General features: G+C 75.2%; 14 protein-coding genes. 6 read left to right on the top strand and 8 right to left on the bottom strand.

The genetic code is table 11. From position 1 onward, the window contains the following. The 4 genes from ACFWOG_RS32450 to ACFWOG_RS32435 form a co-directional block, all read right to left on the bottom strand. Nucleotides 1–3,339, bottom strand: a 3,339-nt coding sequence (locus ACFWOG_RS32450; RefSeq protein ID WP_380362692.1) for a BTAD domain-containing putative transcriptional regulator, incomplete at its 3' end; no start/stop codon positions are given. Between the two features lie 119 nt (nt 3,340–3,458). Continuing rightward, complete coding sequence (locus tag ACFWOG_RS32445) at nt 3,459–4,178, bottom strand: hypothetical protein (protein ID WP_355409111.1); 720 nt, start codon at nt 4,176–4,178, stop codon at nt 3,459–3,461. 211 nt (nt 4,179–4,389) lie between these two features. Continuing rightward, entirely contained in the window at nt 4,390–5,025 is a 636-nt protein-coding gene (locus ACFWOG_RS32440) for an isochorismatase family protein (RefSeq protein ID WP_355409110.1), read from the bottom strand. 195 nt (nt 5,026–5,220) lie between these two features. Then, a complete protein-coding gene (locus ACFWOG_RS32435) occupies nt 5,221–6,213 on the bottom strand; it encodes a DJ-1/PfpI family protein (RefSeq protein ID WP_329881741.1) in 993 nt (330 codons plus the stop codon). Between the two features lie 181 nt (nt 6,214–6,394). Between ACFWOG_RS32435 and ACFWOG_RS32430 the strand changes: the two genes are divergently transcribed. Then, nucleotides 6,395–6,919: a hypothetical protein gene (locus tag ACFWOG_RS32430; RefSeq protein WP_380362689.1), complete on the top strand. Its 525-nt coding sequence runs from the start codon at nt 6,395–6,397 to the stop codon at nt 6,917–6,919. 79 nt (nt 6,920–6,998) lie between these two features. Here the strand turns inward: ACFWOG_RS32430 and ACFWOG_RS32425 are convergent, their stop codons facing one another. The 4 genes from ACFWOG_RS32425 to ACFWOG_RS32410 form a co-directional block, all read right to left on the bottom strand. Further along, on the bottom strand, nt 6,999–7,406 hold the full coding sequence (locus ACFWOG_RS32425; RefSeq protein ID WP_329881742.1) for an SgcJ/EcaC family oxidoreductase: 408 nt from the start codon (nt 7,404–7,406) through the stop codon (nt 6,999–7,001). Between the two features lie 177 nt (nt 7,407–7,583). Beyond that, nucleotides 7,584–8,240, bottom strand: coding sequence for a rhomboid-like protein (locus tag ACFWOG_RS32420; RefSeq protein ID WP_380362687.1), 657 nt, complete (start codon nt 8,238–8,240; stop codon nt 7,584–7,586). A gap of 22 nt (nt 8,241–8,262) precedes the next feature. Then, the gene (locus tag ACFWOG_RS32415; protein ID WP_380362685.1) at nt 8,263–8,658 is read right to left on the bottom strand and encodes a hypothetical protein; all 396 of its coding nucleotides are present in this window, start codon (nt 8,656–8,658) and stop codon (nt 8,263–8,265) included. Between the two features lie 73 nt (nt 8,659–8,731). Further along, on the bottom strand, nt 8,732–9,325 hold the full coding sequence (locus tag ACFWOG_RS32410; protein ID WP_355404144.1) for a DUF4291 domain-containing protein: 594 nt from the start codon (nt 9,323–9,325) through the stop codon (nt 8,732–8,734). Nucleotides 9,326–9,505: 180 nt separating this feature from the next. Here ACFWOG_RS32410 and ACFWOG_RS32405 point away from each other — a divergent pair, with 180 nt between their 5' ends. The 5 genes from ACFWOG_RS32405 to ACFWOG_RS32385 all read left to right on the top strand — a co-directional run bounded on the left by ACFWOG_RS32405 (nt 9,506) and on the right by ACFWOG_RS32385 (nt 15,128). Beyond that, nucleotides 9,506–10,816, top strand: a complete 1,311-nt coding sequence (locus ACFWOG_RS32405; protein ID WP_380362682.1) for a cytochrome P450 — start codon at nt 9,506–9,508, stop codon at nt 10,814–10,816. A 183-nt stretch (nt 10,817–10,999) separates the two neighbouring features. Next, on the top strand, nt 11,000–11,209 hold the full coding sequence (locus tag ACFWOG_RS32400) for a cold-shock protein (protein WP_329951161.1): 210 nt from the start codon (nt 11,000–11,002) through the stop codon (nt 11,207–11,209). Nucleotides 11,210–11,623: 414 nt separating this feature from the next. Continuing rightward, nucleotides 11,624–12,898, top strand: coding sequence for a discoidin domain-containing protein (locus ACFWOG_RS32395; protein WP_380362680.1), 1,275 nt, complete (start codon nt 11,624–11,626; stop codon nt 12,896–12,898). 2 nt (nt 12,899–12,900) lie between these two features. Beyond that, nucleotides 12,901–14,160 carry an MFS transporter gene (locus tag ACFWOG_RS32390; protein ID WP_380362694.1) on the top strand — a complete coding sequence of 420 codons (1,260 nt, stop codon included), beginning with the start codon at nt 12,901–12,903 and terminating at the stop codon, nt 14,158–14,160. Next, nucleotides 14,157–15,128 (top strand): TolB family protein, encoded by a 972-nt coding sequence (locus ACFWOG_RS32385; protein WP_380362678.1) that lies wholly within the window; start codon nt 14,157–14,159, stop codon nt 15,126–15,128. The genes ACFWOG_RS32390 and ACFWOG_RS32385 overlap by 4 nt, the downstream gene beginning before the upstream one ends. Nucleotides 15,129–15,191: the final 63 nt, after the last annotated feature.

Here is a 15,191-nt window from a genome sequence, read left to right as displayed (position 1 = left end):
CGGCCGGGACTGCCCGGGCTGTCCGGCCCTCCCGGTCAGCCCCGGGCGGGCTCCGGGCGGGGCGACGACCGCCGACGCGAGGCCCCTGGCCTCGGTCCGCGGCATCGCCGCGCCCGCGGCGCGCGCCGCCGCGAACCCGTCGCCCAACGCGGCGGCGGCCCGCCGCTCGACCCCGCGGACGACGGCGTCGCCCAGGTCGTCCGGGCCCCGCAGCACGGCGGCGGCCCCGAGCAGCCGGGCCGCGCTCGCCGGCCGGTCGCGGCCGAGCTCGATCCCGGCGACCGCGGCCACGATCCCGGCCGCGGCCGGGGTGTCCCGGGCCAGCATCAGGTGCACCGCCGGGTGGTCGAGCCGTCGGGCGGCGTCCTCCGGGCGGCCCTCCTCCGTGTCCGCCTGGGCGAGGACCGCCAGCAGCAGGGCGGTGAGGTGCGACGGGACCGCCCGGCCGTCGGGCGACTCGGCCAGCGCGATCCGCGCGTGTTCGCGGGCCGGCCCCGGCCGTCCGGCCAGCCACTCCAGCCGGGCCAGGCCCAGCCGGACGTGCGCCCGCGGCTCGGCCGCCCCGGCCCGTGTCACCTCGTCGAGCAGGCCCTCCAGGAGTCGCCGCCCGCCCTCCACGTCCCCGGCCTGGGCGATCGCCAGCCCGGTCTGCACGTCGTTCTCGATCGAGTACTCCCGGATGTCGAGCTCCTGGAAGTACCGGGCCGCCTCCTCGTTCAGGGCCAGTGCGCCGGACGGGTCGCCGGACCGCTGCCGGATCGACCCCAGGGTGCTCAGCGTGGTCGCCGCGCCCCACCGTTCCCCGAGCTCCTCGAAACCGGTCCGTGCGCGGGCAAGCAGCTCCGTCGCGCCGGCGAGGTCGCCGGTGCGCATGGCCAGCAGGCCCCGGACCATCAGCCCGAACGCCCGGCTCCAGGGGTCCCCTCCAGCCCCTCCCCCCTCCGCCGGCGGACGGGAGGAGCACCCTGCGTCCGCGGCGTCCGGGCCGCCCGCCGGGCCCGGGGGCGGTGCCGGCCGGGCGGCGGCGACGGCCGACCGGGCCATCTCCAGCAGGGGATGGACACCGGGGTCGATGCCCTCCACCGCGCGCACCATCCGGTGGAAGGCGGCCTCGGCCTCGTGGGGCGGGCCGACGGCCTCGGTGCCCAGCGTGTGCGTCACGACCACCAGTGCCCTGGCCACCGGATCGGCCGGCCCGGGCATCGCGAGCACCTGGCCGAGCAGGTCCGACGACTCGGGCGGGTTGCCCCGCATGGTCCAGTACCAGCACAGTGCGGCGCCGAACCGGACGGCCGTGGCGGCGTCCCCGGCCTCGACCGTCCGGCGCACGGCGGTGAACAGGTTGTCCCGCTCGGCCGACAGCCGTGCCAGCAGGCGCAGTTGGTCGCGGGTGCGCAGCCGGGGCTCGGCCCGTTCGACCAGGTCGAGGAGGAATCCGGTGAGGCGTGCGCGGACGGCGCCGGTCTCCCCGCGCCCGGCGAGCTGTTCCAGGCCGTACTCCCGGACGGTCTCCGGCATCCGGTGGCGCAGCTCGCCGGTGTCGGCGGACCAGACCGGGTGGAGCAGCGACTTGTCGGCGAGACCCGACAGCAACTCCTCGACGTCGTCCGCCCGATGGGGGTCGGACCCGAAGACCGCCCGCGCCGCGTCCTCGGCGAAGCTGCCGGGGACCACCGCGAGCCGCTCCAGGAGCGCCCGCTCGTCGTCGGCCAGCAGGTCCCAGCTCCAGGCCACCACGGCGCGCAGGGTCCGGTGGCGGGGCAGCGCGGTGCGGCTGCCCCCGGTGAGCAGCCGGAACCGGTCGTCCAGGCGGGCCGTGACGACCTCGATCGGCAGGGTCCGCAGCCGGGCCGCCGCCAGCTCGATCGCCAGCGGCAGGCCGTCCAGGCGGCGGCAGATCTCGATCACCGCGGGCAGGTCGTCGTCCACGGTGAAGCCGGGGCGGACCGCGCCGGCCCGGTCCTGGAACAACCGGATCGCCGCACAGGCCCGGGCCTGCGGGGCCGGCGCACCCGGTTCGGGCAGGTCCAGGGGGAGCACCGGGTGGAGGGTCTCGCCGTCGATCCGCAGCGGTTCGCGGCTGGTGGCCAGGATCCGCAGCCGGGGGCAGCGGCCGAGCAGGGAGCCGGCCAGCGCGGCCGCGGTCTCGATCACGTGCTCGCAGTTGTCGAGGACGAGGACCAGGTCGTCGTCCGCCACGGTCTCGGCCAGGCGGTCCAGGATCTCCCCGGGCGAGCCCGGACCGGTGTCCGGGGACGCCCCGGACGGCCGGTCCGGGGCCGGAGGGCGTTCGGGCGGGTCGACGTCGCGCGCCCGGAGGGTGTCGAGTGCGGCGCGCGCCACCCCGTCCGGGCCGACCGGCGCCAGGGCGACGAACCACACGCCGCAGGACGGCGTGAGCCGGTGTCCGGCGGCGCCGGCGAGCCGGGTCTTGCCGGAGCCCCCGGGACCGACCAGGGTGACCAGCCTGGTCCGGTCGAGCAGGTCGACGACCCGGCGGACGTCCTCCTGACGGCCGATGAAGCTGGTCAGCGGAGCGTCCAGGTTCCCGTGGACCCGCGATCGGCGGAACGGCCGGTGCGCGTCCGGGTGCTGTCGCTGCGGGGGGACCTCGCCGCGCAGCACGGCGAGGTGGGCCGCCTGGAGCCGGGGCCCGGGGTCGCTGCCGAAGGTGTCGGCGAGCCGGTCGCGCAGCCGCTGGTAGGCGGCCAGGGCTTCGGCGGGTCGGCCTGCGGCGGCGAGCGCGCGGATCAGCTGGGCGTGCAGCCGTTCGTGGAGCGGGTGGCCCGCCGTCAGCGACTCCAGCTCGGCGACCAGGTCGGGGCCGGGGCCGAGCGCGAGTTCGGCCTCGATCCGGTCCTCCGTGGCGGCCAGCCGCACCCGTTCCAGCCGTGCGGCCTCGGTGTCGCCGAACGGTGCCTCGCGGACGTCCGCGAGGGCCGGGCCGCTCCACAGCCCCAGGGCCTCCCGCAGCGTCGCGACGGCCTCGGCGGGCCGGTCCTGGGCGAGTGACTGCCGCCCGGAACGCGCCAGCCGCTCGAACCGGACGGCGTCCACCGCGTCCGGTTCGACGGTGAGCCGGTAGCCGGCCGGCCCCGCGGTGAGCAGCGCGGGATCACCCAGGACGCGACGCAACCGGGACACCAGCGACTGCAGCGCGTTCGCCCGGTCCGCGGGCGGCTCCCCGGCCCACAGGGACTCGACGAGGGTCTCCGGCCGGACGCCGCGCCCGGCGTCCAGCGCGAGCCGTGCCAGGAGTGCCCGTAGCCGGGGACCGCCGACCGGTGTCGGGCCGGCGCCGAGGTCCAGCACCAGAGGTCCGAGGAGATCGACACGCACGCGCCCACTATCGCAGCAGCGCCTGTTCGACGGTCAAGCCGGTCCGGTGGGCGGCCGGATCCGTGCGAACGGGACGGAGGCACCGCCGTGGGTGCGGTGCCTCCGGGCCTTCGATCGGGTCAGGCGCGCGCGAGGACCCACGCGCCGAGGCCGCCGCAGCCGGACGCCTGGTAGGAGGTGGAGCGGAAGCCGGGCGGGATGGGCGAGCCCGGGCAGGTCCACAGGCCGACGCGCGCGATGTTGTGGCGCCACGATCCGGCGCCGGAGCAGCCGTTCTGGATGTAGTCGGTGCTGACGTACCCGGCGACGACCGGCGAGCCGCCGCACGTCCAGATCCCGTCCTTGGCGAGGTTGTGGCGCCAGGAGCCCACGCCGGCGCAGCCGTTGCGGATGTGGTCGGTGATCACGTACCCGGTGACGACCGGCGAGCCGCCGCAGGTCCAGATCCCCTCGCGGACGAGGTTGTGGCGCCAGTTCCCGATGCCGTTGCAGCCGCTCTGCGTGTGGTCGGTGGTGACGTACCCGGTGACGACCGGCGAGCCCGAACAGGTCCAGATCCCGTCCTTGGCGGGCTCCTGGTACCAGGAGCCGCGGCCGCTGCAGCCGCCGCGCTCCCACGCGGTGACGACCCATCCGGGGGTGATGGCCTCGCCGGAGCAGGCCCACCTGCCGGAGGCCGCCGACGTCTGGGCCGCCGCGCTCGACACCCCGGTGGTGGTGCCGGCGAGGACGAAGGCGGCCATGAGCGCGAGGACGCCCAGGGTGGCGCCGAGTCCCCGGCGGGCGATCCCGCGGAGGGTCGAGGTCGCCAGACGCTTCCACAATTGACGCTCGTGCATGGTCAATTCACTCCAGTCCTGTCGAAGAGCACGCTCGATACGGCTCGTTGGTCGGGAAACCGGGCGGTGGAACGGCCTCACCCTACGCGGAGATCCTGTGCCTGTGGTGTGCTCATGGAGTGGAGTGCCCATTGTGGCCGGAAATGTGACATGAACGCGGCCGTGCGGGAGGCCCGCCCGCCCGCACGGCCGCGTCCGGGTCCGGGCGGGGTCAGGCGGGGAGGTCCTCGGCGGTGGGGACGCTGAGTCCGAACAGGTCGGTGACGGTGGTCAGGGCGGCGGACCGGAGCGCCGCGGCCGGCAGCACGGTGCCGTCCGGACCGGTCAGCGCGCGGGTGGCGGTGGCCGCGGCGACGACGGTGGGCCGGTAGCCGCGGTGGAAGGCGCCCTGGGCGGTGAAGGTGACGCACATGTGGGTCATGAACCCGGCCAGGACGAGGTCCTTCCCGCCGCCCGGGGCGAAGCCCAGGTCGGTGAGGGTCTCCTCCAGCGTGGTGGCGTGGAACGCGTCGGGGAACTGCTTGACCACGACCGGCTCGCCGTCGACCGGGGCGACCTCGTCGCTGAGGGAACCGATGTCGGCGCGGATGTCGTAGGGGGTGCCCTCGCCGCCGTCGTTGACGATGTGGACGACCGGTGTGCCGGCGGCGCGGGCGCGCTCCAGCAGGCGGGCGGCGGCTGCGAGGGCCTCCTCGGCGCCCTCCAGCGCCATGACGCCGGTGCGGTAGGTGTTCTGGAAATCGATCATGATCAGGGCCGATTCGCCCAGCCGCGGCGGCCGGTTGTCCAGGCCGATCACGTCGCGCAGGGTCGTGGAGGGGGTCGTGGCGGGGGTGCCGGTGGTCATCGTGGGGCCTTTCGTCGGACGAGTGGATACGAGGGGCCGGGCGCGGGTGCGCCCGGGGAAGGGGCAGGCCGGGTGGGGGCAGGCCCGGAGACGGGCCTTCCCGGAGGGGGACATGGCGGGCCGGCCCGCCGCGCGTCAGGCCGGCGCGGGGGCGGACGGGGCGGTGGCCGGCGTGGTGGTCGGACGGGCCGGTGGTCAGACCGTCCGGGTGCGGAAGCTGCGGCGGTAGGCCGCCGGGGTGGTGGCGAGCTGCCGCCGGAACGCCCGGTGCAGCGTCTCGGCGGAGCCGAGCCCGGACGCGGACGCGACCAGGTCGAGCGGATCGTCGGTGGCCTCCAGCGCGCGCCGGGCCGCCTCGACGCGGGCCGCTTCGACGTACGCGCCGGGAGTGGTGCCCGTCTCCTGTTTGAAGACGCGGGCGAAGTGCCGCTCGCTGAGGCACATCCGGGCGGCCAGCGCCGGCGCGGACAGCTCCTCGTCGAGATGGTCGGCGATCCAGAGGCACAGCTCGTCGATGTCCCGCCGGCCGGCGGGAGGGCGGCTGAGCGGGACGGAGAACTGGCTCTGCCCGCCCTGCCGCTTCAGGTACACCACCAGCTGCCGGGCCACCGCCAGGGCGGCCTGCTCGCCCAGGTCCTCGGCCACCAGGGCCAGCGAGAGGTCCAGGCAGGCGCTGATCCCGGCCCCGGTCCACAGCCGGCCGCGGTCGGTGCGGACGAAGATCGGGTCCGGGTCGACCGTGACGTCCGGGTGGTCGGCGGCGAGCTGGTCGGCGGTCGACCAGTGGGTGGTGGCGGTCCTCCCGTCCAGCAGGCCGGCCGCCGCCAGCAGGTGCGCGCCCACGCAGACCGACGCCACCCGCCGGGCGTGCGGGGCGGTCTCCCTGACCCAGGACACGACGGCGTCGTCGATCCGGGCGCGCGGGCCGTCGTCGGTCATGTCGACCGCGCCCGGCACCAGCAGGGTGTCCACCTGCCCGCCGACGTCCTCGAAGGCCACGTCGGTCAGCAGCCGCACTCCCGCCGACGTGCGCACCGCACCGACGGTCGGCCCGGCGAGGCGGACCCGGTAGCCGGCGCGGCCCGCGGTCTCCCGGTTGGCCAGCGCGAAGACCTCGGCCGGGCCGGTGACGTCGAGGAGGTCGACGTCGGGGAAGACCGCGATGACGACACGGTGCGGAGTGGGCATGCGTTCATCCTCGCCCGGTGCGGCCGGTGGCGGCAATGACGGTTCCCTGTCACATTCGGACACGGTCCGCGCCGCCGCCCCTCCGCCCCTCCCCGCAGACCAGGGGCGTCCGGCCGCCGACGTCCGGCCAGGGGCGTCCGGCCGGGGGTGGCTGTCGTGCCCGGCCGCTAGGGTGCCGTTCATGCCATCGCTGATCGACGCCGTCCGTGAGCACGACGAGGCCGCCCGCTTCCTGGCCTGGCCGGGCGACTTCGAGCTCGACCGGAGGGACCACGTCGAGGACGTCCACCTCGCGTCGGGCGCGGCCCTGGAGGGTTTCGCGGGCGACGGCGCCGGCGGCACGTACTTCTTCTGCGGGACCGGCGGGGAGGAACGTCCGGTGCTCTACGCGGATTCCGAAGGCGGTGCGGCGCTGGTCGCGATCGGCCTGCCCGAGCTGCTGAAGCTCCTCCTGGTCGCTCCCTGGTGGCGCGACTGCCCCTCGTTCACCGCGGAGGAGAGCGCGGAGTCGGCCGCCGAGTACCTGGCGGACCTGCCGGACCTGGCGGCGCGCCGGGACGACGCGGCTGCGGCGCTCGGCCTCGACCTTCCGGGCGAGACCGAGGTCCTGGCCCGTCTCCGCGAGGTGGCCACCGGGGCGGGCGGCGACTTCGTCCTGATCCTCACGTCGGAGGGCACCTCCTACGAACCGCTGATCACCGGCTGAGCGAGGTCGGTGCGCCGCTCACCGCTCCCCGGCCGCCCCGGCCCCGGTCCGGCTGCGCCGGGCCGACGCAGGGCCGGCGCTACTCCGCTCCGGTGGCGTCCGGGAAGGAGTGGTGTTCGTGCGCGACGACCCAGCGGCCGTCCTCCTTGCGCAGGCCCAGGGTGAGCCGCAGGCGCTGCGCGGGCCGTTCGGCGAGGTCCGCCGGTGTGCCGCAGCGCAGCAGGGCGTGGGCGAAGGCGACGTCCGCGCCGGCCGTGACGTCGAGCGCCTCGATCTCGAACGCGGCTCCCTGGGCCTGCCACTCGAAGAACGGCGGCCAGGTGTCGCGGTACGCGTCGATGCCCCGGACACCCTCGTACGGCGGCGGCACGTCGAACATCACGATGTCCCGGGCGTGGTCCGCGAGGACGCCCGGGAGATCGCCCCGGTGGACCGCCGAGGCCCAGTCCTGCACCAGCGCCCTGATCCGGTCTTCCTCGGTCGTCATGGTCAGGATGCTGCGCCCCGCGCGGTCGGCCCGCAACGGCAGCGGGAGCCGCCTGCCGGTTCCCGCTGCCGGTCCGACCGCCCCGCGCCGTACCGCCCCGGCCCGCGCCGTACCGCGTCGGGCCGCACCGCGGGGGCGTGCGGTACGGCCCCGGAACGGTCGGACCGGGGCGCGCGGTCAGGTGCGGGCCGGGGCCGGGGGCGAGGGGACGGCCTCCGGTGCGGGGCGGGCCGGAGGCGAGTGGCGGAACCGGTGCACGGCCGCTATCACGAGTCCGGCGGCGAAGGCGAGCACGTGGCCGACGGCCGCCACCGCTCCCTCGCCGAGCCCGTCGAGCAGGGCGGGGGCGGCCACGAGCAGCATCACCAGCCACACCGCCCGCCACCACACCGGACGGGCCCGGAGGACAGCCACCGTCATCGCCGCGACCACGACGTAGGACGGGCCGGTGTCCAGCGTGTGGGCCTCGGAGGCGGGCAGCGCGCCGTGGTCGATGCGCCACCAGACCAGCGCCTCCGTCAGCAGGGTCGCACCGACCTGCGCGAGCGCCAGCGACACCACCGCGCGGCGGGCGCCGAGCGCCGAGACGACCGTGCACACGGACAGCGCGAACACCGGCCACACCCAGGGGCTGTCCTGCGGCACGAACGCCGACACCACCAGCGACTCGACCGGATGGCCGGACGGCCAGGGGTGCAGGTTCGCCAGATTGGTCGACGCCCATTCCCGCAGCGCCAGCACCCGATCGGGCGGCAGCAGCACCAGGACGGGGCACATGACGGACAGGGCGGCCACGTACCAGGCCCCGGGATTGCGAACGATCCGGCGGATCACGACGGCCTCACTCCCCGCCCGGCTAGCGGGCACGCCGCCGCGGCCGGCCGCCGACGGCCACGGCCGCCCCGGCGGTGACCGCGCAGACCGCCACCGCGCCGGAGGCCATCAGCCCGCGCCGGGAGCGCCAGGACAGCACCGACCAGCGGGAGCCGGCCGACAGCAGCGAGCCGAGGCTCAGCCACGACCCGGCCGAGAGCGCGGACAGTGCCGAGCCGGCCGAACCGACGGACAGCACGCTGCCGACCGAGCCGATCGACAGCACGGACCCGACCGAGCCGATCGAGAGGACCGAGCCCACCGAGCCGACGGACAGCACGGAGCCCCTGGGCCGGCGCGCCGAGCGGGCCGCCGGTGCCGTGACCGGTGCCGTGACCGGTGCCGTGACCGGGGGCGAGGATGCGTTGCGTTGCGACATTCGCCGATCGTATGCCGCCGTTCCACGCGCCGTCATGACGGCGGGTCGGGCGCGGCCCTCCCGGTTGCCGGGGTCACCGGTGCAGGTGGGCCAGGGCCCCGGCGGGGACGGGGTAGGGGCGTTCCACCGGCAGGAGCCGGCGAGCGCCCTCCGGATCGCCGTCGCGTACGCACTGCCGGATCCGGTGGGCGAGCGCCGTCACGTCGGTGACGGCGACCGTCCACTCCTCCGCGTACCGGTGGGCGGCGATCCCGGCGAGGCCGAGCTGGAGCGAACGGTACGGCAGCGGTTGCAGGTCCAGATCACGTTCGGGATCCCACTGGACCCGGGCGGGCGCACGCCGCAGCAGGCTCTTCCAGGTGGCGCGGTCCGGGTGCAGCCCGCGTTCGTAGTGCGTCGGGCAGGCGTGCTCCAGCGCCCACTCGAACCCCTCGCGGCCGATCTCGACGGCGAGGACGGTCTCCTGGCCCTCCTTCGTCCCCCACCCCGAGCGGTACATCATCCAGAGGAAGGAGGGCTTGACCCACGTCATGCGGTCCCGTTTCCACTGGGCGGGGAAGCGGCCGTCGCGGGCCGCCGGGAGGCCGATCTCCGGCGGGTACGCCTGGTAGACGGTGACGGTGGACGCCGTGTGGGCGGCGCGGATCCGGTACGGGGGTTCTGCCATGGCACCCACCCTGGCGGCGCCGCCGTGCCGGGTGCCAGCGAATTACCGGGCGCGCGGCCCGCCGCCACCGGGGGCCGGCGGGAGCCCCGGACGCCTCCGCCCGGCGGACCGGGGGCACGCCGGACCGGGCGCGCACGGCGTCCTGGCGGGCGGGCCGGGGCTGCCGTACGGTCGGTCGGTGTGACCCCCGACCAGGCACACGTGAACCGGATCTTCCTCCCCGGGACCTACGCCGACGGCGTGCCGTACGAGCTCTTCCGGGAGCTGCGCGCGCAGGGGTCCGTGTGGTGGGTCGAGGAGCCGGCGGTGGGAGCGTGGCCGTCGGGCCCCGGGTACTGGGCGGTGCTGCGGCACGCGGACGTGAAGCACGTGCTCCGCAGCCCGGACGTGTTCTCCTCGCACCTGGGCGCGACGCAGATCCGGGATCCGGGTACGGCGGCGGACCTCGACTTCGCCCGGACGATGATGCTCAACCAGGACCCGCCCGACCACTCCCGGCTGCGCCGCATCGTCGCGGGAGCGTTCACCCCGCGTACCCTCCGCGAGCTGGCCGCCGACATCGAGCGGCACGCCGCGGACGCCGTCCGGCAGGTGCGGGCCCGGGGCGGGACGGACTTCGTCCGGCTCGCGGCCGACCTGCCGGTGCGGACGCTGGCCCGGGTCATGGGTGTCCCGGAGCAGGACCGGCAGCTGTTGCAGGACTGGGCGAACCGGGTGATCGGCTACCAGGACGCCGACTACGCCGACTCCCGTACGGTCGACCCGGAGACGCTCACCGACCTCGGCCGGGCGGCGCTCGCCCACCGCCCCGTCGGCCGGACCGCCCCGGACGGGCGCCCGGTCGACCCGCGTTCGCGTGCCGCCCTCGCCGACATGTTCGCCTACGCCCACGCCCTCGCCGAACGGCCGCGTCCGGGAAGCCTGTTGGCCCGGATGCGGGAGGGCGGGCTCGGCGTCGCGGAGTTCGAGACCATGTTCTTCCTGTTCGCGGTGGCCGGCAACGAGACGGTGCGCAACGGGCTGCCGGGCGGTGTGCACGCGCTGCTCAGCCACCCCGAGCAGTACCGACTGCTGGTGAGCCGGCCGGAGTTGACCGCCTCGGCGGTCGAGGAGATGCTGCGCTACTGGCCGCCCGTGGTGGACTTCCGGCGCACCGCCACCCGGGACGTCGGGATGGGCGGCCGGCGGATCCGCCGCGGCGACAAGGTGGTGGTCTACCACGCGTCCGCCAACCGCGACGAGGCGGTCTTCCCGGACCCGGACCGCTTCGACGTCACCCGCACCCCGAACGACCACGTCAGCTTCGGTCACGGCCCGCACTTCTGCGTCGGCGCGCAGCTGGCGCGCCTGCAGATGACGGCGCTGCTCCGTCAGGTCCTCACCGAACTGCCCGGCCTGGCGCTGGTCCCCAGTGCGGCGCCGGCCCGTCTGGTGTCGAACTTCCAGAACGGTCTCAAGCAGCTGCCGGTCCGGTGGCACCTGCGCGACTGACGGCGGCGTCCGGACGCCGGCCGACCCTCGGGGTGGCAGGCCGTCGCCGCGCCACCGGCCCGGGCAGCCGCCCGCCGAAGGGGTTGCCGGCCCTGCGTCGCAGCCTCGCGGTGAACCCGGGCTCTGCCATGATCGCCGTGTCGGGTTCGGTGGATCTTCTGAGTGGAGTGGAGTGGAGTGGCTGTGGCAGAGCGGCAGAACGGCACGGTGAAGTGGTTCAACGACGAGAAGGGCTACGGCTTCATCACTCCGGAGTCCGGACCGGACCTGTTCGTTCACTTCCGGGCGATCCAGGCGGAGGGCTTCAAGTCCCTGTTCGAGGGCCAGCAGGTGACGTTCGTGGCGGTCGAGGGCGAGAAGGGGCTCCAGGCGGGCGAGGTCCGGCCGGAATAGCCCGCCGACCGGCCCGCCGTCACCCGCCGACCGGCGGGGTGGCCGGCCGGGTGGGGGTGGCGGTCACCGACGGACCCGTGGGACCGGAGGGGCGGGAGGGGCCGGGCGAGCCGGCGGGGCGCCAACGCTGCTGAATCGTACGGAAGTTCGGTGCTGCTCGACTATTGGTAGGAAACTTTACTTTCTACTACGCTGTCGGCTGGCGGCTTGGCGCGGCGCCCCTGCCGGACGGGGCGTGACGCGCTCAGTGAGAGCTCTGTCCCGGCCGCCGCGGTGGTGCGGTTGCCGCTTGGCCGGTGGCGTCGTGTGTGGTGCGCGCCGGTGTCCAGCTCTCACCGTTTCTCAAGGTCAGGGAGTCCAGGGATGCGTCTGGGTGTCTCGGCAAGGCCTGTTCGTGTCGGAGTGTTCGCCGCCGTGCTCACGTTGCTCGGCGGCCTGTTGCTCGGTTGGTCCGGGCGGGCGGGAGCGGCGGCCGATCCGCTGATCTCGCAGGGGAAGCCCGCGACGGCCTCGTCCACGGAGGGGTCGTCGTACGCGGCGGGGAAGGCGTTCGACGGGAGTGCCACCACGCGGTGGGCGAGCGTGGAGGGGAAGGACCCGCAGTGGCTGCAGGTGGACCTCGGCGGGAACGCCGGCGTCGGCCGCGTGAAGCTGAGTTGGGAGGCCGCGTACGCGAAGGCGTACCGGCTGGAGGTGTCGTCGGACGGGGTGACCTGGACGACGGTGGCCGAGGAGAAGGCCGGCAACGGCGGGACGGACGAGTGGACGGGGCTGGCAGCCAAGGGCCGCTACGTCCGGATCCACGGAACGGCGCGCGGGACGTCCTACGGGTACTCGCTGTTCGAGATGGAGGTCTACGGGGTGCTGGACGGCGGGCCGCCGCCGGGCGGGGCGTTCACCGTGGTCGCGGCGGGTGACATCGCCGCGCAGTGCACCGCCTCGGACAGCGGCTGCGCGCACCCGAAGACGGCCGCGCTCGCCCAGCAGATCAACCCGAAGTTCTACCTGACGATGGGTGACAACCAGTACGACGACGCCCGGCTGTCGGACTTCCGGAACTACTACGACAAGACCTGGGGGGCCTTCAAGGCGAAGACCCGCCCGGTGCCGGGCAACCACGAGACCTACGACCCGGCCGGTTCGCTCGCCGGGTACAAGTCCTACTTCGGCAGCATCGCCTACCCGCAGGGGAAGAGCTGGTACAGCTTCGACGAGGGCAACTGGCACTTCGTCGCGCTGGACTCCAACGCCTTCGACCAGAGTGCCCAGATCGACTGGCTGAAGGCGGACCTGGCGGCCAACGCGAAGAAGTGCGTCGCCGCCTACTTCCACCACCCGCTGTACTCCTCGGGCGGGCACGGCAACGACCCGGTCTCCCGGCCGGTGTGGAAGATCCTCTACGGCGCCAGGGCCGACCTGGTGCTGAACGGGCACGACCACCACTACGAGCGGTTCGCCCCGCAGGACCCGGACGGGAAGGCCACCGCGGACGGGATCGTCGAGATCGTCGGCGGGATGGGCGGTGCCGAACCGTACCCGATCGAGCAGGTCCAGCCGAACAGCCAGAAGCGGATCAGCGGTGACTACGGCGTGCTGAAGCTGGACTTCACCGACTCCGGGTACGGCTGGAGCTACGTCGGAACCGACGGCCAGGTCAAGGACAGCAGCCCGAAGTACAGCTGCCACTGATGATGTACCTGGCCACCACCGGCCGCCGTCCGGACGCGCCGCCCCGCCCCGCGGGGGTGGGGGGGCGCGTCCCCGGCACGGTCATCGCGCTCGGAGCGGTCAGCCTGGTCACGGACGTCTCCTCGGAGATGGTCACCGCCGTGCTGCCGCTCTACCTGGTGCTGGGGCTCGGCCTCTCACCACTCCAGTTCGGTTTCCTCGACGGGTTGTTCAACGGGGCCACGGCGCTGGTCCGGTTGCTCGGCGGCAGGCTCGCGGACCGGGGCGGCGGCCGGCACCGGACCGTCGCCGGGGTCGGCTACCTGCTCTCCGCACTCTCCCGGCTCGGGCTTCTGCTGGCCGGTGGTGCGGCGGGCGGGATCGCCGCCGCGCTGACCGCCGACCGGCTCGGCAAGGGCGTCCGGACGGCCCCGCGGGACGCGCTGATCTCGCTCAGCGCACCGCCGGAGGCCCTCGGCCGGGCGTTCGGCGTGCACCGGGCGATGGACACCACCGGGGCGATGCTCGGACCGCTCGTCGCGTTCGTGGTGCTGTGGGCGACGGCGGACGCGTACGACGCGGTGTTCGTGGTCAGCTTCGCCGTCGGACTGCTCGGCGTGCTGGTGCTGGTGCTGTTCGTCCCGGCCGGGGCGGCGGTGCCTGCGGTGCCTGCGGTCGTCCCGAAGCCCGCCCGGACGAAGCCCGCCCGGGGGAGGGGCGGGGCACTGCGCGATCCGGTGTTCCGGCGGGTGGTCACGGCCGCCGCACTGCTGGGGGCCGCGACCATCGGCGACTCCTTCGTCTACCTGCTGCTCCAGCGGGGCCTGGACCTGCCGCCCGTGCTCTTCCCGCTGCTGCCGCTCGGCGCGGCGGCGTGCTACCTGCTGCTGGCCGTACCGGCGGGCCGGATCGCCGACCGGACCGGGCGGCGCGTCCCGTTCCTCTGCGGGCACGGCGCCCTGCTCGCGGCCTACCTCACCCTGATGCTGGCGCCGGGGTGGCCGGCCGCGGTGCTCACCCTGGTGCTCCTGGGCGTCTTCTACGCGGCCACGGACGGCGTCCTGATGGCGCTCGCCGGGCCGGTGCTGCCGCCGGAGGGACGGGCCGGCGGGCTCGCCGTCCTGCAGACCGGCCAGGCGCTGGCCCGGCTGGTCGGCGCGGCCGGGTTCGGCGCGGCCTGGACGTGGTGGGGTCCGCGTCCGGCCCTGGCGGTGAGCGCACTCGCGCTGGCCGCCGCACTCGCCGCCGCCTGGCGGATCCTGCCGGGAAGGGAGGTCGCGTGAAAGCGCGTTCGACGGTGCTGGTCCTCGCCGTCCTGGTGCTGCTGGGCGGCTCGCTCGGGTACGTCCTGCATGCCAGGCAGCGTGGCGGCGGGCCCCAACTCGTCGCGGCCGAGAGCTCGTTCAGCCTGAACGAACCCGGACTCTACTACCGGGACACCGCCACCGGCCGGGTCGCCCGCAGCCAGGGGGCGCCGGACGGGCCGTCCTGCGCCCGGTTCTACGCCGCGGGGGACCGGGCACTGTGCCTGCGGGCGCTGCCCGGTGTCCCGGCGCGGACCCAGGCGGTGGTGTACGACCGGCGGTTCACCGAGCTCCAGACGGTGACGGTGCCCGGCATCCCGAACCGGGCCCGGGTGTCGGCCTCCGGGCAGCTGCTCTCCTGGACCACCTTCGCCGTGGGGGACTCGTACGCGGCGGGCACCTTCTCCACCCGGACGTCGATCCTGGACCTGCGCACCGGCTACCTGGTCAAGTCGATCGAGTCCGTCCCGCTGACCGTCGGCGGCACCCGTTACCACGCCGCCGACGTCAACTACTGGGGCGTCACCTTCGCCGCCGACGACAACCGCTTCTACGCCACCGTCTCGACCGGCGGCCGGACCCACCTGGTCGAGGGCGACCTCCGGGCGTGGACGGCCCGGACGCTGCGGGAGAACGTCGAGTGCCCGTCGCTGTCGCCGGACGGCACCCGGATCGCCTTCAAGAAGAAGGTCTCGGCCGACCCGGCCGCGCCCTGGCGGCTCCACGTCCTGGAACTCGACGGGATGCGCGAGCACCCGCTGGCCGAGTCGCGCAGCGTGGACGACCAGGCGGCCTGGCTCGACGGGCAGACGCTCGGCTACGCGCTGCCGGGCCGGGACGGGAAGGGCACCGACGTCTGGGCCGTCCCGGCGGACGGCGGCGGGGCGCCGCACCTGCTGGTGCCCGGCGGCTCGTCGCCGGTGGCCGTGCCGGCGGCGCCGGGCTGACCCGCCGGACCGGCGGTACGGCGGAGCGGCGGTACGCGGACGGGCGGTGGCCACCGATCAGGG

Origin of the sequence: Kitasatospora sp. NPDC058406 (assembly GCF_042722765.1) — a bacterium.
Classification (GTDB): domain Bacteria; phylum Actinomycetota; class Actinomycetes; order Streptomycetales; family Streptomycetaceae; genus Kitasatospora.
The sequence above is the reverse complement of the archived record's forward strand: the minus strand, read 5'-3'. Positions and strand labels throughout refer to the sequence as shown.